Source organism: Nitrosomonas oligotropha (assembly GCF_900106555.1).
In the GTDB taxonomy this organism is placed as follows: domain Bacteria; phylum Pseudomonadota; class Gammaproteobacteria; order Burkholderiales; family Nitrosomonadaceae; genus Nitrosomonas; species Nitrosomonas oligotropha_A.
Genome location: NZ_FNOE01000025.1, coordinates 1 through 21303, shown reverse-complemented (window position 1 = coordinate 21303; position 21303 = coordinate 1). Strand labels below are relative to the sequence as shown.

Sequence of the window (21303 nt, the reverse complement as noted above, 5' to 3'; positions counted from 1 at the left end):
TAGAAACAAATAACTTATATGAAGAAAACAGTATTAATTATTGGTTGTGGTGATGTAGCGCTTAGAACAGCGCCACTATTACAAGCACATTACCGGATTCTCGGCCTGTACCGCAACTTGGATAACTCCAACCATTTACAATCACATGGAATTATTCCAGTTTACGGAAATCTGGATTCTCCGAAGAGTCTTGAGAAACTCGCTGGGATTGCACAGTTGATATTGCATCTGGCCCCTCCACCCAACCAAGGATTACGCGATCATCGAACCGCGCATTTACTGTCCGCATTAACCAAACGAACTAAAAATCGTGCGCTGATTCTACCACAACGATTTATCTATATCAGTACCAGTGGTGTTTATGGTAATTGTCATGGCGCATTGATCGATGAAAATTACCCCGCTAATCCCGAAAATGACCGTGCAATACGGCGTATTGATGCTGAAAGGCAAATACGTAACTGGGGCAAACGAAATCATGTCCCTGTCTCCATTTTACGTGTTCCTGGAATTTATGCGGCGGATAGATTACCACTGAAACGCCTGCGCGAAGGCCATCCAGCAATTCTGGATAGCGAAGATAGTTATACCAATCACATCCATGCCGATGATCTTGCACGCATCATTTATGCAGCTTTACATCACGCTAAACCCGGCAGGATTTATCATACCTGTGATGACTCCCGGGTCAAAATGGGAGAATATTTTGATCTGGTCGCAGATCATTTTGATTTACCGCATCCTCCTCGCATCAGCCGAAGCCAAGCTTACGCGCAAATATCACCCGGCATGCTGTCTTTCATGAAAGAATCCAGGCAGCTTAAGAATCTCAGAATGAAAAAGGAATTGCGCATTCAGTTGTTATACCCAACCGTTCATGAAGGTGTTAAAGCCGCTCGAGCTAATAGTTCATAAAGTTCTGCTGTTGACCCCACGCTAGTGCAGTTTCTCAAATTAACACTAAGAATATACAAAACTCTGCCGTTAATTCCGCACAATCTCAAAACAATCATTTGGGTTTTGTTGTCCACAACCGTAGCAAAATTTTAGCCTCTACAGTATTTCTAACGTATTGATATTCATGAGAGCCCCTGTTCTTAGGAGTTAACTATGGCAACTGTCACAGCGCGCGCAGAAAAGAAAGTAAAAGAAATCAATTATTCATGGGAAGGAAAGGACAAAGCTGGAAAACAGCTGAAGGGTGAGATGCGTGCTGCCGGAACAGTTGTTGTGACTTCCACATTGCGCCGCCAAGGAATTAAAGTCACAAAAATCAAGAAAACCCAATCCGGCGGTAAAATAACAGACAAAGATGTCACGTTATTTACACGCCAACTGGCCACCATGATGAAATCGGGTGTGCCGCTATTACAAGCTTTTGATATCGTGGGAAGGGGTCACAGCAACCGCGCTTTAAGCAAATTACTTTTGGACATCAAAGCTGACGTGGAAACCGGTAGTAATTTGACGGATGCCTTCCGGAAATACCCGCTTTATTTTGATGCACTCTACTGCAATCTTGTTGGCGCAGGTGAAGCGGCTGGTATTCTGGATGGTATTTTGGATCGCCTGGCTACTTATAAAGAAAAAATTCAGGCTATCAAGGGAAAAATCAAATCCGCACTCTTTTACCCGATTTCAATTCTTGTGGTCGCATTCATCATTACCGCGGTAATTATGATATTTGTAGTTCCAGCCTTTAAAGACTTATTTGAAGGATTCGGCGCTGAACTCCCTGCCCCAACGCTTCTGGTAATGACGATCTCAGATTTCTTTGTTGCTTATTGGTGGGCAATTCTAAGTGTTCTAGGCGGTTCAATCTATGGCTTCTTGTATGCCTGGAAACGCTCGGTTCCCATGCAGCGGGTCATGGATCGTCTTGCACTCAAATTGCCGATTTTCGGTGAGGTCATTCGCAAAGCCACGATCGCACGCTGGTCTCGCACGCTATCAACCATGTTTGCTGCCGGTGTCCCATTGGTAGAGTCATTGGATTCTGTGGCAGGTGCTGCCGGAAATTTCATTTATTACGAAGCCACCAAGACCATCCAGCTTGAAGTCAGTACCGGTAACAGCTTGACGTCTTCGATGGCCGGCACCAACGTTTTTCCTAACATGGTCATACAAATGGTCGCCATTGGTGAGGAGGCCGGATCGCTTGACTCGATGCTCAGTAAAATTGCCGATTTCTATGAAGCAGAGGTGGACGATGCGGTAGCCGCACTTTCCAGCCTGATGGAACCCATCATTATGGTCGTATTGGGCACACTTATCGGCGGTATGGTTGTTGCGATGTACTTACCTATCTTCAAAATGGGTATGGTTGTTAATTAAACATAATTTCCTCAAGAACATGTCATTCTTATCCATATTGCAAGACTCGCCTGTTTTCTTCGTATCCTGTACGACAATACTCGGTCTAATGATCGGTAGCTTCCTGAATGTTGTGATTTACCGGTTGCCTGAAATGATGAAAAGGAATTGGCTGCAACAATGCGCGGAACTTCAAGGTGAGGCAATCCAAACATTACCGAAACTCAACCTTTTTGCACCGCGCTCAACGTGTATACACTGCGAACACAAAATAACCGCATGGGAAAATATTCCGGTTATTAGCTACCTTTTTCTACGAGGACGTTGCTCTCAATGCCATGCGAGCATTTCTCCGCGCTATCCGATGGTAGAAGCAGCAACCGCCATTATCAGCGGTTTTGTTGCTTGGCACTTCGGTTACGGCTTTATTGCGCTTGCAGCGCTTATCTTCGTATGGTCGCTCATCGCCTTGGCTGCTATTGATCTGGATACGCAATTATTACCGGACGATATAACATTGCCATTACTATGGATCGGACTACTGGTTAATATCAATCATGGCTTTACTGATATTCAATCAGCGGTAATTGGCGCCATCGCCGGTTATGTTTCCTTGTGGTCCATTTACTGGTGCTTTAAACTGATAACCGGTAAAGAAGGTATGGGATACGGCGATTTTAAATTGTTAGCTGCAATTGGTGCATGGTTAGGCTGGGGTATGCTGCCATTGGTGATACTTTCTTCATCTCTGGTCGGCGCGCTGGTTGGCATGGGATTGATTCTTGCCGCCAAGCTGAATAAGAATATCCCCATTCCATTTGGCCCCTATCTGGTCGGTGGAGCGCTTATTGCTCTATTCTGGGGAGAACAGCTCATTCATACCTACATTGGCTTATTTTAATCAATGACTTTTATAGTTGGACTTACTGGCGGAATCGGTTGTGGAAAATCAAGTGTCAGTCAATTCTTCGCTGAATTGGGTATTGATATCATTGATACCGATGTAATTGCCCGGAAATTAACCCAGCCAGATGGTCAAGCCATCGGTTTGATAAGAGATTCATTCGGAGATGCTTTTCTCACAGCGAATGGTTCTCTGGATAGAGAAAAAATGCGCAATCAGGTATTCTCCGACAGTCATGCGCGACATAAACTGGAAAAAATCCTTCATCCGCTGATACTGAAAGAAGTAATCGAGCAAACTGAGCAGACCCGATCACCCTATATCGTAATTGTGGTTCCATTATTATTTGAAACGGATGATTACGACGACATCATTCACCGCAGTCTGGTGGTCGACTGTGAGGAATCAATGCAAATTTCACGCACCATGGCACGCAGTCAATTATCGGAGCAGCAGGTTAAGGCGATCATGGCACAGCAGATTTCGCGACAAACTCGCCTACAAAAAACCGATGATATAATTACCAATAATCGGGATATTGATTTCCTGAAGACACAAGTCACTCAGCTACATAACAAGTATCTGATTATTTGCAAGAATAAATCAGATACCGTAAACTTGCACTAAAGAAATTATTTGGGAAAATTTATTTTTTTGTGAAATAATCTTAGTTGCAGCAAAGCTTCAATACCTCTAATTTCTCTTGTGGATGTATAACTATTGTGATTTGTTACGAACACCCGCTCAATGAGCGCATCCGTACCCTTCTTCGACTTGAGGATCTATTTAATAAGATTGATTTCTTCTCTACGAAAGATACTGCTACCGAGCACCATGCGTCACTCATCGCTTTATTTGAAGTGCTTGAGATTACCAGCCGGGCTGATATCAAATCAGATTTGTTGCAAGAGCTTGAGCGGCAGAAACAGATACTCGAAATGCTGCGGAAAAATCCAGAGGTTTCAGAAACCGCATTGGATAATGTACTCAATGACATAAAAATCACTTTCCGGGAAATGCTGGATTTCCCAGGCAAAGTCGGTGAGCATCTGCGTGAAAATGAATGGTTAATGGCAATCAAGCAACGCATTGGGATACCTGGCGGTTGCTGTGTATTTGACTTACCCTCCTATCATTACTGGTTGAATTTGGACCCTGCCCATCGTCACAAAGACTTCGATGAGTGGTTAACACCGTTCCAACCCATTCGAAACGCATTTGGAATTGTGCTTTACCTGTTGAGAAAAAGCGGGAGAACCTTGCAAGTGGTTGCGAATCAAGGCATTTTTCAGCAAACGGGATCGGAATATACCGCACACATGCTAAGACTTAATTTAAGTGATCAATTGCCCTGCGTACCAGAGATCAGTGCGAACAAATATGCACTGAATATCCGTTTCATTCCGATGCACACTAACCAAAAAAACAAGGTCTATGAAGGTGACGTCAAATTTGAGCTCACCTTCTGTAATCTATAACATCATTTCAAGTTATTCCAGCAGACAATTGCTCTTTTCTGTCAATACATAACATATCTGTAAGAAATCTCAGAGTTGTTTACAGATAGGTTGATTGAAATAAGCGGTGAGTATTTCATAAGGAGTGGCATTATTCAAACTCTTATGAGGCTTAACGGTATTGTAGAAATTAATCAAACGGAGAAGCTGAATGTGCCGATCGGCGCAGTCTTTAAAGTGAATCTTGCTGTGCCACATATCCATCAGGGTGCGGATAACCCGCTCAGCTTTACCGTTGGTTTGCGGACGATTGATACGGGTAAACTTCTGACCGATACCGTGCTGCCTGCAAACTTTGACGAAAGCGTGGCCGTCAGTTCCTTTAAATTCTTTGCCGTTGTCAGAATAAGCATAGTCGATCTGGTAAGGACATTGAGCAACAGTGCTTGTGAGAAAGCAAGCTGCACTATGCTGGGTTTTATCGGGAAGAATATCGGCATACAGCTCCCTGGAGAAATCATCGATAGCCACAAATAGATACTCGCGAGGTTCATTGGCGGATTGCCCTTTCAAGAAGGGAAGCCGCTTGGTATCGAAATGAACGAGCTCGCCCGGGTAAGATTTGTTATAGCGCTTCGCTTCACGCTTGAGACGTTCCTGGATGGTTTGCTCGACCTTGGCCAGACGTTTAAGGCCGTACTGCAACGTCTTGAACCGTTGGTTGGTACTATTACGCGGGACAAATTCCTGTAGCCTGGCTCGTTTCAGTACGTCATAAATCGTTGGGCGGCTGACGTGGAAGTGTTCTGCCAGCTGAACTACCTTCCACAACCGGGTTTGATAAAGCCGCCAAATTTCCTGACGATCCAATAATGTTAAACGAGTACGTTTGTGTATGTTCATTTACAGTATTCTCCTGAATACTGTAAACAACGCTAGGAATTCTTACACCCGCCTGAGATACGGCCCATTATTTACACCACCAATGCGATTGAATCTGTCAACATGAGCCTACGCAAAGTCAGCAAAAACCGTGGATCGTTTCTCAACGATGAAGCCATGATCAAATTGTACTATTTGGCTCTCAGCAATATCGCCAAAAAATGGTCTATGCAACTAAGAGATTGGAAACCTGCACTAAACAGGTTTACTATTCAATTTAACGAAAGAATGCCCCCTATTATTAACCACCGTTTACACAAGATCTAGGACACCCCCGAGTTTCATGAAAATTTCAGACACTACAATTTTACGTTAAATTACAGCGAGTATGGTTCTATGGCATCCTCTATAGGAATATTAAAAATCCCTTCCCTAGTCTTGATCAATCACAGTCCGCTACCGTAGAACCTTCATTGGCATCCGGCTGCGGACAAAAAGATTGAGACTGGACCAACATCGGTGAGTTGATTTGCAAAACTAGGACCCAAAACCCAGATGTGCTGATCCGTTGATAATGTTGCAAGATAGTTTTTTGTGTCAGGATAGTACCGGTAGTAGTAACCGGATGTGTAGTTCGAGAAAACTGATGTCGAAGTAAAATAATGAGAGTAGTTTTTCTCGGCATATCGAAATATGCAGTCCGATTTGGTGCTGGAAACAGGGAAAGGAATTGAACTGGCAGGCCAATCGGCAACACCTTCTATGGCAGACCAAAGTGAACGGTCAATATCTGCGAAATAGTCATCGGTTAAAGGCGCCGGGCGAGTATTGATAAGTATTGCCCAAACATATCCATCTGAGGTGCGAACAAGCAATGATCCTTGTCCCGGCAAAGTGTCATCGTGAAAGATGTTATCGCAGTTATAACTCCATCCTTTTGAATACCAAGCAGTACTTTCTGTGGCAGCATAGGATGGTCTGGCAATCATTTCAGAAATTGTTGCTTATGCTAGTAAGGAGTGACTAGCCGATGGTACAAATGATGAAGCAAATACAACGAGATCTACAGCCGATCCAACCCAGCCACCTGCCGCGTCAATCGATTCGATTGAAATTCCTCCGTTCGGCCACGTTGCAGTGCCTGGTGCACGATCATAAATCGAAGTTACAGGGTACAAAGATGGGTCGGTATAATATTGCACCTCCTTTAAGAATCGTTCTGCCGGTAGATCGTGGCCTATTCTTAATTCAGTGATTCCAAGCTCGGACAGTAAAGATCTCGCGTAGCTTTCATAGGACTGTCCGGATACTTTCTCGATGACGCGTCCCAACACAATGGGACCCACATTGGAATATGCCTATCGTGAACCAGGATTGAAGTCCAATGATTGATTCAAAATATAACGAACGAAGGTTGTTGGATCGGGCGGAGAAGATACCCTCATCGACCGCGCAATCGAAGCCATATTGTCGATCGAGTCGCCACTAATATTACGATCCCAGCCAACCAGTATGTTCAAGCAAATTACGTACTGTAATCTGATTTATCCTGGTATCTGATGGCACTCCTAAGTCAAGAAATGGAAATACTTTTGTGTCGAGAGAAATCCTCCCCTGTTCAACAAGCCTCATAACGCAGGTTGCAGTGATCGGTTTGGAGATACTGGCGATACGGAAAAGCGAGTCAGGCATTACAAGCTCATTTTTGGATTTATCCGCGTAGCCATAGCCACGTGCAAAAATAAGACGCCCTTCTTTCATTACTGCGACGGCAGCGCCTGGAATATTCCATCTCGACATGAGTGCGGGTATTACTGTATCGAATGACTCCATGTCAGAATGCGCGATACCCGTGGCAGAAAAGACAGGACACGAGCAGGTCGCCATAAGAATCAGGTTGACGATATAAGTAGGTGGTTTGTGTGTCATAACGGAGAGAATTATTTATCCGGCCATTTCAGCTTGCAGAGCAAGCTTAACCAAGACTTTGGTCGGTTACTAGTATCTGGATGTTCTATCTAGCATAAGGTCGAGGTTTTTGATGGAGAGCTTGTTATTTTCTAACATTATGATTGTATTATTTAATATTATGATAAAGTATTGTGTGAAGCTTAATCTTTTGTAGGCGGGAATTACTGACGCTGTTTAAAGTAAGCTTGATACTATCCATATAATTCATAGGTTGGACAGAAAGTGGAGTCTGATGATAGACGGGGCACTCCATTGAGCTACCGATCAGACTAAAATTTCCATTAGATCGGAAAGTCGTTTACTGTTCCGACAATCATAGTGGTTTCGGTCCACGCATCATAAAAGTAAATATCGCCATTTTTCTCCCCCAAAGCAGTTCCACTGTCTGCATAAATCCTAGCATGATAGCCACCAGCTATTTCCTGCGATTGAGAGTGACCGGAGAAAAGATCAGGATATTGACTCTCTGCCCAGGAAAAAATCTCGTCGGCTCTCTGATCTAATGAAGTATCAGTGTCAACACCTATAATCAAGTCATAAAATGTATAAAAAGAACCTTGATTCCAGCTTGCTTCGACATAATAAGTGCCTGTATAGGTTGCCATAAAATCTTTAACATAATCGGAGCCATGTCCTATACCATCAATCATAAACGCTGAATCAGGCGGATCATTGCTTTCATTATTCGTGACAAGAATATTTCCATTCTTGTCATAAACTCTCAGCAAGAAGGGATCAAAAAAAGATACCGAAAACAAGTCTAAAGTATCCCCTTCGGTTGCATTAAACTTATAAAGGCTATGCAAAAGTGCATTCGAGTCTCGTCCGGCTATGCTCGCTTCAACATTCCATCCTGCTTCATTTGAGGCCGATGATGCAGATTTCTGAAAGGGTATTTGCCGTGCAGATGTCATCTGGCTGCTAGTGAGGTTTGGCAAAGTTGAATTTGTGTTATCTTCACTCATAATAATATCCTTATTAATTAGTATTTAAGGCAAGACTTGCTATTGAGGGATCTCGATTAATTTGTCATGCAATTCAGAGGGGACATCTTGCAAAAGAACAATATTCGCACTATTCGGTGCAATTAATTCGCCTTGTTTTAATGCATTAAATGTCACGTTGACTTCATTGGTATCCAGTGTCCACATGGCTCCGGTAGCTGGGTCGATTATCAACAGACCAAGCAGGCCGCCGAACAAAATATTCCCAACATACCAACCGCCTACTTTGGTATCAACAGTGACAATTTGCTCGTCATATCCATCTTTCAAAATTCGAACATCATATTTCTTGCCGCTAAAATAACCTTTCTTTTTCTCTAAGGGTAACGATGTCGGTGTTTTTCCCTCGAAAATTTTAGTACCGGATTCATCAGTGATGATGACTCTCGCTTGATCGGGAGTGCTGCGGACATTCAGGGTTTCAGGGGCACTGTTCCCCATTATCGTTGCACAACTTGCAAGTGTGGTTAAAGCGATTGAAATTATTAATCCTTTGTATATTTTCGTATTCATTTTTATTCCCCTTTTTGATGATTGAGAATTCATGGTAGCAATACTAATAAGGCTAAGTCAGTACGTACATTTACGCATGATGAGAATTTTTAGCGTGACGGTAAATTGAGTTTCGTAATAATGCGTATATCCAGCAGGAATCTAAAAAAGAAGTGTAAATTGAACTAAAAGCTTCATTAATGAGCAGGGAGTTATTATGAAATCAGGCAATAGAAATTTATTGGTGACTGGCCCGTTAGTTCTTGTTCTAACAGTATGTGCAATTGGCTGGGTAATCTACCAGCAAGCCAGTAAACTGCCCCAGCAATTACGAGCTGAAATCAGAGCCGATTATCTCAAGAGCAAAAAGAATGATCTTAAAGGCTATATCAAGCTGGCAGAAAATGCCATTAAGCACCTGCGAGAACCGGATTTGGAGATTTCGATTGAGGAAGCCAAGAAAGAAGCTAAAAGAATTTTGTCCAATTTGAAGTATAGTGAAGAAGATGGTTATTTCTTTGTGTATGATGTTTATGGGAAAAATATTGTTCACCCGATTAAGAAAGACTGGGTTAATCAGAATAAATGGGACTATAAGGATAAGGAGGGGAAGTATGTAATACGAGATTTGATAACAGCTGCCAGAAAGGCTGCTAGAGGTGAGGGAGATGGATTTGACGAGTATATTTTCCATAAACCTTCAGTGGCAGATGAAATTGGCGGCAGATCAAAACTCGCTTTTGTGATTGAGTTAACAGACTGGGAATGGGTGTTAGGAACAGGTATTTATCTTGAAGATGTAGATAATTTCTTAGATGGCGCAGATACAGAGGTACTGAATTACATTCATATCTCGATGATTTGGATAGCCGGAATTGCATTCATTGGCATGATGGGTCTGAGCTTATCGCAAAGAAATATTGGTAAAACTTTAGAACGCCTGCGAATTGGTGCGGATTTACATGATCAAGTAAAACAAGATTTGGCGTATATTATTCGCGAGTTAAATAACCAATTGCACCAACCTGGGGAAGTGATACTTTCCAGTTCTCGAGAATTTCTCGAAAAGATACGGGATCCGGCGCAACATGCACTGGATTGGATTCGAATCATTATCGCGGGTAAAGATCCGAACAATCTCGTATTGATAGATGGCTTAGGCGAGCTAAAGAGAAATTTTGAGATGAGGGAGCAAGTTCTGGTTACTTTATCCAAAACACAGAAAGCCGAAGCTTATTCAAAGAATTTATCAAAAGAAAAAAAAGCCACAATACTGAAAGTAGTCAATGAAGCCTTGAATAATATTAGGCATGCTGCTGCAACACGAGTGGATCTCCAACTGCAAACCGATGAATGCAATATTGTTCTGACCATTCAAGATAATGGCGTTGGATTTGATGTGAATCACGTTAAATCCGTCAGAATGGGATTAGGCCTTGGTAGTATGGAAGCTCGTATCCGAAGGATCGGTGGAGAATTGACGATTGAATCATCCGACTGCGGCACCACTGTTAAAGCCACATTGCCGCAAAATCATAACTTATGGAGCTATATGCTATGTCTATTGAAGCATCGATAAACGCTATCAATTTTTTACTGGTTGAAGATGATTGGCGCTTGAGAGATAGCCTTCTTCATGGACTGGCTAGAAACCGGAAACTCCGTTGCATTGCTACAGCGGATAGTGGACAGCAAGCATTGGCACATTTGAGAGTCCATAAGATTGATTTGGTTATTATGGATTATGCGTTGAATGATCATGGTCTTTGGGGGGTTGAGCTTACCAGGGATATTCATAAGCGGTTCCCGGAAACAAAAATATTGTTTTGGAGTGCTCATATTAGAGAAGTCGATCTTGAGCGGGCAAAAGAAGCCGGTGCCAACGGCTATGTATCTAAAGATAAATCAGATCAAAATGTTATTGATGCTATCGATAAAATAATGCGTGGTGAGCAGGTATGGGAGGCTGATGAACCTAAGGTGCTGGGTGTTCATGCAATAAACAAAAGATTAACGCCTATGGAAATCAAGATTATGGAGCTTTTAGCAGAAGGAAAACAAAATGCTCAGATTGCTTATAGCTTATTGGAAATAGAGTACCGGAAAATGGCCGAAGATTTCGGGAATGAGTATGTAATAACAAGCTACGGGGATCTGCGAGATTTCATCGATGAGGAAAAACTAAAATCTCGTACACGGACTGTGGAAAGGCATTTCGATAATATCAGAGAAAAATTGAGTATCCGGAATCGGAATGACTTATTCAGGCAAGCTCTTAATGAGTATGGCAAGCTGGAAATCAGGCGAACTTCTACGGAAATCGAAATAAAAGTATTAATGCTGGTACATGAGGAAAAAGAAGATGTGGAAATTGCTGAATTATTGGGCATCAATATAAAAAATGTTCAGAGTATTAAAAACAAATTCCAGGTTGAAAAATGATATGCGTATTTCTACGCATTTTGGTGTGGGGAACTTTCCAGTATTCTTCTGATAGTAAAAATCTGAAACATAATGATACAAGGAATGGGTAACTTGCGATCCGGCATAAAACCATCAGTGTAAGGAGAAATGATCATGTCATCAGAGAATATTACTAAAATTCTGCTTGTCGAAGATTATTGGTTAATAAGGAAGAGTATTAAAAGCGGTTTGTATAGGTATGGAAGTTTGCGGTTTGTTGCAGAAGCTGAGAATAGTTTTCAAGCACTCGAACACCTGGAGTCAATGTCTATTGATCTGATCATTATGGATTATCAATTAACCGATAGCAGCCTTTGGGGAGTCGAGTTAACAAAAGAAATTTTAAAGAAATATCCCAAAATAAAGATTATTTTCTGGAGTATTCATACGCGAGAAATCGATGTCATTAGTGCTATGAAGGTTGGGGCCCATGGTTATCTATCTAAGCAAAGTACAGACGATGAAATAAAAGCGGCAATTGATAAAGTCATGAGAGGGGAGGCAGCATGGCCTCTTGACTTTGAGAGTAAGATCCAGAAAAAGAAGGGATTGTCTCCTATGAAAATGAAGGTTATCGGGTTGCTATCGCAAGGCATGGGATACAAGCAAATCGCTTATGATCTTCTAATTGAGGAATATAATAAAAAGGTCAGCAGATTCGGCGTTGATCGTGTGCTAGAAGAATTTGGTACATTTGATAGATACATCATGCAGAAATGTACTTTCTCAAAAAGTGATGGCGAGAAACTAGAGAAACGCAGTAAAACCCGCTTGGATTCACGCAAACGCACTGTAGAAGGCTACGCAACTGCAATAAAAAAGTGGTTTGGTGCTAAATCACTTTGTATGCTCGGCAAGAAAATCATTCAGGAAGGCCGACTTGAATATCGACGCATTAGTTCAAATTGAACTTGTGAAGCTGATTTGACTTCAGAATATTGAAGTGAAAGATTGTCATGGAGAGTGCGAGGAGACAACAGAATTTAGCCTCCCCCCAATTACACAGCAATCAGACTTCAATAATTCCCTGTAAGTCCTGAAACAGCAACCGGAAACTCTTGGGTGGTTTTTCCGCTGCCTTTTCTTTTTGCGCGTTACGGATCAGCAGTCTTAGGCGCTGCAAGTCGGCTTGCGGATATTTCTGTGCAAATTCGGTGAGCGCGTTGTCATCGTTCAGCAGCCGTTCGCGCCAGCGTTCAAGCTGGTGCAGGCGGGCGGTTTGGTGCACCGATGTTTGATGCCAGGAGTCGAGCTTCTGCTGGATCGGCAGCGCGTCGATGTCGCGCATCAGGCGTCCAATGTATTGCATCTGACGCCGCCGCGCACCGTGTTTTTGCATGGGGCGGGCCTGGTTGATGGCGTCGATTAAAGTTTCCGGCAAATCAAACTCTGTCAGTTTTTTCGGATCCAGTTCCACCAGTTGCTCGCCGATTTCCTGCAAGGCGTGCATGTCTTTTTTGCGCTTCGTTTTACTCGGCGCGCTTTCTTCGTTGTCGTCGTATTCCGGTTCTTTTTGCACGGTAACCTGTGTAATGCGGTGTGAATAAGCTGTTATCATAGCTTCCTCGTTTGAAATCCGCTTATATTTTCATCTTTATTGCACGACATGAATAATTTATCCGTTTCCAATACCCGATTTTCATACCCCATAAGCACACTGCAACAAATCGCTCGCGATATTTTGCAACATGCGCAGAAAGGCGGCGCCAGTGCCTGTGAAACCAATGTTTCCGATGGCTTCGGTCAAACCGTCACGGTGCGCCAGGATGCGGTGGAAACGATTGAATACAATCGTGACAAAGGCCTGTCCGTGACAGTTTATATCGGACAGAAGCGCGGCCACGCCAGCACCTCCGATTTTTCCCCGCAGGCGATCAGCGACACAGTTGCCGCCGCATTGTCGATTGCCCGCTATACCGCGGACGACGATTGCGCCGGATTGGCGGAAGCGGAATTGCTGGCGAAAAACTACCCGAGCTTAGATTTATATTACCCGTGGCAAATCAGCGTTGAAGAAGCCATCGAACTGGCGAAGCAGTGCGAACAAGCCGCATACGCTGCGGACAAACGCATTACCAATTCCGAGGGCGCGACCATTTCCGTCAGCGAATCGCAATTTATTTATGCCAACAGTTTGGGATTCATGGGCGGTTATCCGCTGTCGCGCCACAGCATCAGTTGCGCCATGATCGCTGAGCAAGGCGACAGCAAGCAGCGCGACTACTGGTACAGCGTGGCGCGTGACGCCGCCGACTTGGAAACGGTGCAAAGCATCGGCGAAAAGACGGGCAAGCGCAGCGCAGCGCGTTTAGGCGCGAGAAAAATCGGCACCTGCGAAGTACCGGTATTATTTGAAGCGCCGATTGCTTCCGGCTTAATCGGGCATTTCGCGTCGGCGGTGAGCGGCGGCAACCTGTACCGCAAATCTTCCTTTCTGCTGGATAGCATCGGGCAGCAGGTTTTTGCGCCGGATATCCAGATTCTGGAGCGCCCCCATCTGCACAAAGGGCTGGCGAGCGGTCCGTTCGACGACGATGGCGTCGCGACCGTCGATCGTAACATTGTGGAAAACGGTATTGTGCAGGGATATTTTCTGGGCAGTTATTCCGCGCGCAAACTCGGCATGCGCACCACCGGAAACGCTGGCGGCACGCACAATCTGATCATGCAAAACGGCACAGCAATGAGTTTTGACGCGATGCTGAAGCAGATGGGCACCGGCTTGTTAGTCACCGAACTGCTCGGACATGGCATCAATGCAGTCACCGGGGATTATTCGCGCGGCGCTTCCGGGTTCTGGGTCGAAAACGGCGCCATCAGTTATCCGGTCGAAGAAATTACCATTGCCGGTAATTTGAAAGATATGTTCCGGAACATCGTGGCCATCGGTAACGATGTCATAGTGCGCGGGTCGAAACAGTGCGGCTCGGTATTGATCAACCGCATGACAGTAGCCGGAGGTTGAAAACGCTGCATGAAGATATTGCGGCATATTGAGCAAGCGATTGGTAAATTAACGGGTGCGGCCCGTTGCTCGGAAGTTTAACCGGATCGCCCTGCTTATCGCTTTTTCAGCAAAAAAATGAACTCTTTGTTTATCTCAGACAACGATAACAATTCATTTCCGGTTTGTTCGGCAAAAACCTGGAAATCGATCACGGAACCCGGATCGGTTGCAACAATTCTTAATATTTGCCCGCTGACCATCCCGGCCAGTGATTGCTTGGTGCGTAGAATGGGCAGCGGGCAATTCAAGCCGCGCGCATCTAACTCTTTATCTGCTTTCTGCATTTCTCAGTCATGATGTTTGGGTACATTACTATACTGTCTGTGTGGGCGGATTCAAAGACCGGAGTTAGCTTATCCATTGTTTTATCTTAACGCCAGGGGCTGCGATGACGTGTCGTATGGTTGATTCAAGGTTTCCCTTGGCTGCAGTGAATCTAGTTTTTACAACTAATTCTTTTAGAATAAATCGCTTGGTGTTATAATCCCGGCCTTTTGTTTTATCTTGTTATTCAATCAAAGTTATCGAGGATTTTGCCAATTTATGACGACAATTAAAGTTAAGGAAAACGAACCATTTGAAGTTGCTATGCGCCGCTTTAAGCGTTCAATCGAGAAAACAGGAATACTGACCGAATTGCGTGCTCGTGAATTTTATGAAAAACCGACCGCAGAACGCAAACGCAAGCTAGCAGCAGCTGTGAAGCGGAATTACAAGCGCTTGCGCAGCCAGTTGTTACCACCTAAGCTTTATTAAGTCGTTATATATTAATGCCGGTTTCTCTTCCGGTAGCGTTTTTTCAAAATGATGAACTGATAATCGATTAATTTCATCTATTTATCATGAGCTTAAAACAGAAAATCACGGAAGATATGAAAGCAGCGATGCGCACGGGTGACACCAAGCAGCGGGATACTATCCGTTTGCTGCAAGCTGCAATCAAACAGCGTGAAGTGGATGAACGCATAGTGCTTGATGATGCGGCTGTCATTGCGGTTATTGAAAAAATGCTCAAGCAGCGCAAGGATTCTATTACTCAATATGAAGCCGCGCAGAGATTGGATCTGGCCAATATTGAGAAAGAGGAAGTTGCAATTCTCAGTGCCTATATGCCGCAAGCATTAAGCGATTCCGAAATCGATGCGTTGATAACCGAAGCAATTTCAGAGACGAATGCAGTCAGCATGCAGGATATGGGTAAAGTTATGGCCATACTGAAACCGAAATTGGCTGGCCGTGCTGATATGGGTAAAGTGTCGGCGCTCATTAAAGATAAGATATCCACCTGATACTGATTGACTGTTCCGGATTATTCTTAAAACAAACCACAACGATTGCAATTTATTTATACTTGAAGCTGATTGTTATTGACAGCTCCGGGTAGATGATTCCGCAATCTTTTATACATGATTTACTCAGTCGCGTGGATATTGTCGATGCGATTGATCGTCATGTCCCGTTAAAGAAAGCGGGCGCTAATTTTGTTGCCTGTTGTCCGTTCCATAGCGAAAAGACTCCTTCATTCACCGTTAGTCAATCCAAGCAGTTTTACCATTGCTTTGGCTGCGGCGCGCATGGCAATGCGATCAGTTTTTTGATTGAATATAGCGGCTTAAGCTTTATCGAAGCAGTGCAAGATCTGGCGGCTTACGCCGGTATGCAATTGCCGGAGCAACAAAGCAGTAATATTTCTCATCATTCTGCTTCAGATGACTCACAACAGGATTTCGCAAGCGATTATGACCATAACAACGCTGAAATATCGCTGCAAGACCTGCTAAATGCACTACAAATCGCCACCCGTTATTACCGCGAGCAGCTAAAAGCTTCCGAAAAAGCCATCGCCTATCTTAAAAAGCGCGGCCTATCCGGTAAAACGGCGGCACGATTTGCCATTGGCTATGCACCTGCGGATTGGCAGAATCTTGAAGCGGTTTTTTCTGATTATAATTCTGATAAAACCCGGAAATTATTGACACAGGCGGGGCTAGTCATTACCAGCGGTGAAACCAAACAATATGATCGTTTCAGGGACCGGATCATGTTTCCGATTCTTAACCAGAAAGGGCAGATCATTGGCTTTGGCGGCCGTGTGCTTGCAAAAGAAGAGCCTAAATATCTGAACTCCCCCGAAACGATTTTATTTGAAAAGGGACGGGAGCTGTATAACCTTTTCTCGGCGCGCCGTGCTATCCGTGAAGCGAATTGCGTCATTGTTGTAGAAGGATATATGGATGTCATAGCCCTCTCGCAACACGGAATTGATCATGCAGTCGCTGCCTTGGGTACCGCGACGACGAGTTTTCATATACAAAAACTCTTGCGTCAGACAGATAACATTATTTTCTGTTTCGATGGTGACAAAGCGGGTAGAAAAGCAGCTTGGCGCGCACTCGAGAATAGCCTGGCTCTGCTATCCGATGGCAAATATCTGAGTTTTCTTTTTTTGCCCGAGGGTGCAGACCCGGATAGCTATATCAATCAATTTGGCAAAGAATCTTTTGAACAGCAGCTCAAACAGACTCTGCCGTTATCGGAATTTCTATTCAAGGAGTTATGCTCAGAAGTCAATCTTCAAACCAGCGAAGGCCGCGCAAAATTGATCAGCGATGCAAAGCCGCTACTGCAACAAGTCACGGCGCCGGCTCTATCGCTGATACTGATCAGGCGCTTAGCCGAGCTTAGCGAGATTGATCAAGGGGAATTGGATGAATTGCTGCAGATAAAACGTTCATCCAAAATACGTACAACTGAGAATAAACCAGCAAAACAAATCATCTCGCCTTTACGATGGCTCATACTGATGCTATTACTCAATCCGGATTGTATCGAAAAACTGGATAAAAGCTGGCTTGCAGAATGGAACGAAAACACGGAAGAAGCTGTAGCACTAAAAGCATTGGTTGATTTTCTTGATCAGCACCTCCATTTAACTAAAGATAAGTCAGCGCATTCATTAATGCCCTTTTTACAAAACAGTCCGCACAAAACATTGCTGGAAAGTATTAAAAGTGACGCACTAAAGTGGGATGACGGATTTGATTTAGAGGCAGAATTCTTAGGCGCATTAAAAATATTGCAGCAAGCATACCGCAAAAAGCGTGTTGCCGAATTAAAGAATAAATCTATGACAATGAGTATGTTAACTGATGCAGAGAAGTTAGAATTTCAGCAATTGATCAAGCAGCAAAGTTAGTTATTAGGTGTCAGTAATATCGAATTTTGATATAATCTCGCACTTTCAGCTTTTAATTCATCCAAATTATTGGGAATCCAATATGCCAAAAACAAAAGCGGTCGAATCAAAAGATAAAGATAATAAAAGTATTAAAAAATCAACAGCTCAGAAAATAAAAGATACCGGCGATGAAATGGTAGAAAAAGTAGAGTCTAAAAAATTAACAGCTAAAACTGAAAAAAATGTTAAAGCAACCGGCAAAAAAACAAATGAGAAAGCAATCAGTTTAGATGCAATCGATTCTGCTGAAATAAAAGAAGCGCCGGTTAAACCAACGCGCAGTGCGGCAGAATTCTCTCAAGCAATGCTTGGCAGCGATGATATTGAGTTCAATACAGGCAAGAAAGCCAGGGGCAGAACACCCAAAAAGAATAAGGCGTCGGGAGGACTGGATTCGCTTGATGATATAGACTCAGTTTCCGTTATTGAAGGCGGTAATCCGCAACCGCAAGATATCGAAGCGCGGCGCATGCGCTTGAAAATTTTGATCGGACTAGGCAAAGAGCGTGGCTATCTGACTTACGCCGAAATCAATGATCATTTGCCCGATGATATGCTGGATGCTGAGCAAATAGAAGGCATCATCAGTATGATCAACGATATGGGCATCTCTGTGCATGATGAAGCGCCGGATGCGGAAACATTGTTGATGTCTGATGCTGCAACTACCGTGGCTGATGAAGATGTGGCGGAAGAAGCGGAGGCAGCGCTCTCTACGGTAGACTCCGAGTTTGGGCGGACAACAGATCCCGTGCGGATGTACATGCGCGAAATGGGTTCGGTAGGTTTGCTGACGCGTGAAAGTGAAATTGAAATCGCAAAACGCATTGAAGGCGGTTTGCGTCATATGATTCAGGCGATTTCGGCTTGTCCTCCGATCATCGCGAAAATTGTCGATCTGGCTACGGAAGTTGAGAAAGATGTATTACGCATTGATGAAGTGGTTGATGGACTATTGGACGCCAATGCGCAAGACATCACGAATGAGGAATTTTCAGAGGAATCTCTCGAACAGGAGCTAGCTTCCAGCGACCTTGGTGATGACGACGAAGATGAGGATGGCGATGGCGCGTCAATTGCCAGTGCGGATTTGTTGAAACTTAAAGCAGATGCGTTGGAGCGTTTCACCGTAATCCGTGAAATATATACCGAAATGCAAGCTCTGCTTGAGAAAGAAGGTCCTTATCATCAGGGCTATATTGAGCTTCAGGATAAAATCTCATCCGAACTGATGGGTATCCGGTTCTCAGCGAAAATGGTAGAGAAACTCTGTGATACTCAGCGCGAACTCGTGGGAGATGTGCGCAACTATGAGCGCAGGATAATGGATTTATGCGTATCCAAAGCTAAAATGCCCAGAAATCACTTCATCAAAACGTTTCCTGGAAATGAAACCAATCTTGATTGGGTAGCGCAAGAAATCGGCATTGGAAAGCCTTATAGTCAAGCGCTTGAGCACTATAAGCCTGCGATTCTGGAAGAGCAGCGGAATTTGCTGGAACTCAAAAACAAGGTTGGTATTCCGATCAAAGACTTAAAAGAAATTAATCGTAAAATGTCTACTGGCGAAGCCAAAGCACGCCGGGCCAAGCGCGAGATGACGGAAGCCAATTTACGGTTGGTAATTTCGATTGCCAAGAAATACACCAACCGCGGATTGCAGTTTCTCGATCTCATTCAAGAAGGCAATATCGGACTTATGAAAGCGGTGGATAAATTTGAATACCGGCGCGGTTATAAATTTTCAACATATGCTACATGGTGGATACGCCAGGCAATCACTCGCTCCATTGCGGATCAGGCGAGAACCATCCGGATTCCGGTGCATATGATTGAAACGATTAATAAAATGAATCGTATTTCACGTCAGATTTTACAGGAAACCGGACAGGAGCCTGAGCCGGCGGTATTGGCGCAGAAAATGGAGATGCCCGAAGAGAAAATTCGTAAAATTCTTAAGATCTCCAAAGAGCCAATCTCCATGGAAACCCCGATTGGTGACGATGAAGATTCCCATTTGGGTGATTTTATCGAAGATGCAGCCACGATGGCGCCTGCAGATGCGGCAGTGTACGCTAGCTTGCGTGGTGTCACTAAGGACATTTTGGATTCTTTAACACCACGTGAAGCCAAAGTGTTGCGCATGCGTTTCGGCATTGAAATGAACACCGACCACACCTTGGAAGAAGTCGGCAAACAATTTGATGTTACCCGTGAACGCATTCGTCAAATCGAAGCCAAAGCGCTGCGCAAGTTGCGCCACCCCGCTCGTTCTGAACGTTTACGCAGCTTCTTGGATACCGGCAACAATTAAAAAATAAGGGTCTGTAGCTCAGTTGGTTAGAGCAGGGGACTCATAATCCCTTGGTCGTAGGTTCAAGTCCTACCAGACCCACCAATAAACCAAGAGGTTAGATAATTATCTAACCTCTTTTTTCTTTCTAATGTGACAAAATTGTGTCATCAAGGACGAGAAAATCTGAAACCAACTCAGCATGTTGCATGAGTTGCTGTTTCGATAGGTGTGCATATCTACTTACCATTTCTTCCGATTCCCATCCGCCGAGTTCCTGCAGTACGTTCATGGGCGTGCCTTGTTGAGCTAACCAGCTTGCCCAAGTATGACGCAGGTCGTGCCATCTAAAGTTCTTCTATCCCTACTCGTTTTAATGCTTCTCTCCATGCAGCCTTACGTTCAAGATCAACCTAGCTCCATTCCAGATTAATAACGTTTGATTGCCTCAAGCCTGTTGATAAAGCAACTATCATCATATCCTGTCGATGCTGCAGTAACTCATTAAGCAATTTTTTTACTTGCTCGGGAGTTAACCACCGAATACGGCGCTTAGGTTCTGGGAGAAGCCTGATTTTGGGAATTTTATCCATCTATTCCCAATCATGGCATGCTTTCCGCAGAATTGCGCGTATCAGGGCTAAATGGCGATTAGCGGTTGATGGGCTTGTATCCTTTGCATGTGCAATGTGATCAATTAATTCTCGATCAATTTCTTGCAATCGCCTATTACGTAAGAATTGCTGTAACCATCTCAGTTTCTCTTTGTCGCGTTCATGGGGGGGCTTTATGTTGTGTTGCGAGTAGAAACTTGCATGCTGCTTCATCCCATGTTTACTCCGGCTTTTCTCCCAATCGCTGAATGCGCCATGATTCGGCTTTTAGCTTGACATGGTATTCTTGTGCTGGGCTTTGTCGGCTGTGCCAGCAGAGCATCTAATACACTCTCCTCCTGGTGTGGTGAAAGTGACATGGTTTAATGGAACCGGACACTCCAGTTAAGAGAAAATAGCTTAATTGGAGGAAGAAATGATAACGAGAAAGCAATATGCAAAAGAATTCAAATTAGATGCGATCAGCCTGGTATTGGAACAGGGTCACACGGCGTCAGAAGTATCCCGAAGTCTGGAGATCAACGCCAATATGCTGAGGAGTTGAATCAGGGAATACCAGGCGGATGATGCTGATCAGTCATTCCGGGGTAATGGGAAATTGACCCCGGAGCAGGAAGAGATCCGGCAGTTGAAAGCACAGATCAAGCAACTCAAGCTGGAGAGGG

21 protein-coding genes, 1 tRNA gene and 3 pseudogenes are annotated in these 21303 nt (G+C 44.0%); 16 read left to right on the top strand and 9 right to left on the bottom strand.

All coding sequences use genetic code 11. The features are described from left to right. Positions 1 to 18: 18 nt before the first annotated feature. The 5 genes from BLU57_RS12130 to zapD all read left to right on the top strand — a co-directional run bounded on the left by BLU57_RS12130 (position 19) and on the right by zapD (position 4695). Positions 19 to 915 carry an SDR family oxidoreductase gene (locus BLU57_RS12130; RefSeq protein WP_090321230.1) on the top strand — a complete coding sequence of 299 codons (897 nt, stop codon included), beginning with the start codon at positions 19 to 21 and terminating at the stop codon, positions 913 to 915. Positions 916 to 1110: 195 nt separating this feature from the next. After that, positions 1111 to 2334 (top strand): type II secretion system F family protein, encoded by a 1224-nt coding sequence (locus BLU57_RS12125; protein WP_090321227.1) that lies wholly within the window; start codon positions 1111 to 1113, stop codon positions 2332 to 2334. Between the two features lie 19 nt (positions 2335 to 2353). Beyond that, positions 2354 to 3214 carry a prepilin peptidase gene (locus tag BLU57_RS12120; protein ID WP_090321224.1) on the top strand — a complete coding sequence of 287 codons (861 nt, stop codon included), beginning with the start codon at positions 2354 to 2356 and terminating at the stop codon, positions 3212 to 3214. Positions 3215 to 3217: 3 nt separating this feature from the next. After that, positions 3218 to 3844: a dephospho-CoA kinase gene (coaE, locus tag BLU57_RS12115; protein WP_090321221.1), complete on the top strand. Its 627-nt coding sequence runs from the start codon at positions 3218 to 3220 to the stop codon at positions 3842 to 3844. Positions 3845 to 3939: 95 nt separating this feature from the next. Then, a complete protein-coding gene (gene zapD / locus BLU57_RS12110; RefSeq protein ID WP_090321218.1) occupies positions 3940 to 4695 on the top strand; it encodes a cell division protein ZapD in 756 nt (251 codons plus the stop codon). A gap of 69 nt (positions 4696 to 4764) precedes the next feature. On the opposite strand, the gene BLU57_RS12105 is transcribed toward zapD, so the two are convergent. Then, entirely contained in the window at positions 4765 to 5577 is an 813-nt protein-coding gene (locus tag BLU57_RS12105; RefSeq protein WP_090321215.1) for an integrase core domain-containing protein, read from the bottom strand. A 39-nt stretch (positions 5578 to 5616) separates the two neighbouring features. On the opposite strand from BLU57_RS12105, the pseudogene BLU57_RS12100 reads away from it, so the two are divergent. After that, positions 5617 to 5883, top strand: a pseudogene (locus BLU57_RS12100) (transposase); the annotation flags it as partial. A 143-nt stretch (positions 5884 to 6026) separates the two neighbouring features. Here BLU57_RS12100 and BLU57_RS15870 read toward each other — a convergent pair. The 5 genes from BLU57_RS15870 to BLU57_RS12080 form a co-directional block, all read right to left on the bottom strand. Beyond that, complete coding sequence (locus BLU57_RS15870) at positions 6027 to 6545, bottom strand: hypothetical protein (RefSeq protein ID WP_143026976.1); 519 nt, start codon at positions 6543 to 6545, stop codon at positions 6027 to 6029. A gap of 15 nt (positions 6546 to 6560) precedes the next feature. Continuing rightward, complete coding sequence (locus BLU57_RS16905; RefSeq protein ID WP_090321213.1) at positions 6561 to 6902, bottom strand: serine hydrolase; 342 nt, start codon at positions 6900 to 6902, stop codon at positions 6561 to 6563. 145 nt (positions 6903 to 7047) lie between these two features. Further along, entirely contained in the window at positions 7048 to 7389 is a 342-nt protein-coding gene (locus BLU57_RS12090) for a serine hydrolase domain-containing protein (RefSeq protein WP_176776444.1), read from the bottom strand. 419 nt (positions 7390 to 7808) lie between these two features. Next, complete coding sequence (locus BLU57_RS12085; protein WP_090321207.1) at positions 7809 to 8492, bottom strand: hypothetical protein; 684 nt, start codon at positions 8490 to 8492, stop codon at positions 7809 to 7811. A gap of 39 nt (positions 8493 to 8531) precedes the next feature. Next, complete coding sequence (locus BLU57_RS12080) at positions 8532 to 9044, bottom strand: hypothetical protein (RefSeq protein WP_090321204.1); 513 nt, start codon at positions 9042 to 9044, stop codon at positions 8532 to 8534. Between the two features lie 196 nt (positions 9045 to 9240). Here BLU57_RS12080 and BLU57_RS12075 point away from each other — a divergent pair, with 196 nt between their 5' ends. From BLU57_RS12075 to BLU57_RS12065, 3 genes are all read left to right on the top strand, one after another. Beyond that, the gene (locus BLU57_RS12075; protein WP_090321201.1) at positions 9241 to 10602 is read left to right on the top strand and encodes a cache domain-containing protein; all 1362 of its coding nucleotides are present in this window, start codon (positions 9241 to 9243) and stop codon (positions 10600 to 10602) included. Next, a complete protein-coding gene (locus BLU57_RS12070; RefSeq protein ID WP_176776443.1) occupies positions 10581 to 11465 on the top strand; it encodes a response regulator transcription factor in 885 nt (294 codons plus the stop codon). The genes BLU57_RS12075 and BLU57_RS12070 overlap by 22 nt, the downstream gene beginning before the upstream one ends. A 135-nt stretch (positions 11466 to 11600) precedes the next feature. Continuing rightward, the gene (locus tag BLU57_RS12065) at positions 11601 to 12395 is read left to right on the top strand and encodes a response regulator (protein ID WP_176776442.1); all 795 of its coding nucleotides are present in this window, start codon (positions 11601 to 11603) and stop codon (positions 12393 to 12395) included. Between the two features lie 100 nt (positions 12396 to 12495). On the opposite strand, the gene yjgA is transcribed toward BLU57_RS12065, so the two are convergent. Beyond that, positions 12496 to 13044, bottom strand: coding sequence for a ribosome biogenesis factor YjgA (gene yjgA, locus BLU57_RS12060; protein WP_090321191.1), 549 nt, complete (start codon positions 13042 to 13044; stop codon positions 12496 to 12498). Positions 13045 to 13092: 48 nt separating this feature from the next. On the opposite strand from yjgA, the gene pmbA reads away from it, so the two are divergent. Further along, positions 13093 to 14451: a metalloprotease PmbA gene (pmbA, locus tag BLU57_RS12055; protein WP_090321188.1), complete on the top strand. Its 1359-nt coding sequence runs from the start codon at positions 13093 to 13095 to the stop codon at positions 14449 to 14451. Positions 14452 to 14546: 95 nt separating this feature from the next. Here the strand turns inward: pmbA and BLU57_RS12050 are convergent, their stop codons facing one another. After that, entirely contained in the window at positions 14547 to 14777 is a 231-nt protein-coding gene (locus BLU57_RS12050; RefSeq protein ID WP_090321185.1) for a sulfurtransferase TusA family protein, read from the bottom strand. Positions 14778 to 15036: 259 nt separating this feature from the next. Here BLU57_RS12050 and rpsU point away from each other — a divergent pair, with 259 nt between their 5' ends. The 5 genes from rpsU to BLU57_RS12025 all read left to right on the top strand — a co-directional run bounded on the left by rpsU (position 15037) and on the right by BLU57_RS12025 (position 20129). After that, a complete protein-coding gene (rpsU, locus tag BLU57_RS12045) occupies positions 15037 to 15249 on the top strand; it encodes a 30S ribosomal protein S21 (RefSeq protein ID WP_013648785.1) in 213 nt (70 codons plus the stop codon). Between the two features lie 86 nt (positions 15250 to 15335). Beyond that, positions 15336 to 15782 carry a GatB/YqeY domain-containing protein gene (locus BLU57_RS12040; protein WP_090321182.1) on the top strand — a complete coding sequence of 149 codons (447 nt, stop codon included), beginning with the start codon at positions 15336 to 15338 and terminating at the stop codon, positions 15780 to 15782. A 95-nt stretch (positions 15783 to 15877) separates the two neighbouring features. Beyond that, a complete protein-coding gene (dnaG, locus tag BLU57_RS12035) occupies positions 15878 to 17689 on the top strand; it encodes a DNA primase (protein ID WP_090321179.1) in 1812 nt (603 codons plus the stop codon). Positions 17690 to 17771: 82 nt separating this feature from the next. After that, positions 17772 to 20045 carry an RNA polymerase sigma factor RpoD gene (gene rpoD / locus BLU57_RS12030; RefSeq protein WP_176776441.1) on the top strand — a complete coding sequence of 758 codons (2274 nt, stop codon included), beginning with the start codon at positions 17772 to 17774 and terminating at the stop codon, positions 20043 to 20045. A 7-nt stretch (positions 20046 to 20052) separates the two neighbouring features. Then, positions 20053 to 20129, top strand: a tRNA-Ile gene (locus BLU57_RS12025). A gap of 21 nt (positions 20130 to 20150) precedes the next feature. On the opposite strand, the pseudogene BLU57_RS16900 reads toward BLU57_RS12025, so the two are convergent. After that, positions 20151 to 21022, bottom strand: a pseudogene (locus BLU57_RS16900) (tyrosine-type recombinase/integrase). 31 nt (positions 21023 to 21053) lie between these two features. Here BLU57_RS16900 and BLU57_RS12015 point away from each other — a divergent pair. Further along, positions 21054 to 21303: pseudogene (locus BLU57_RS12015) on the top strand (transposase); the annotation flags it as partial.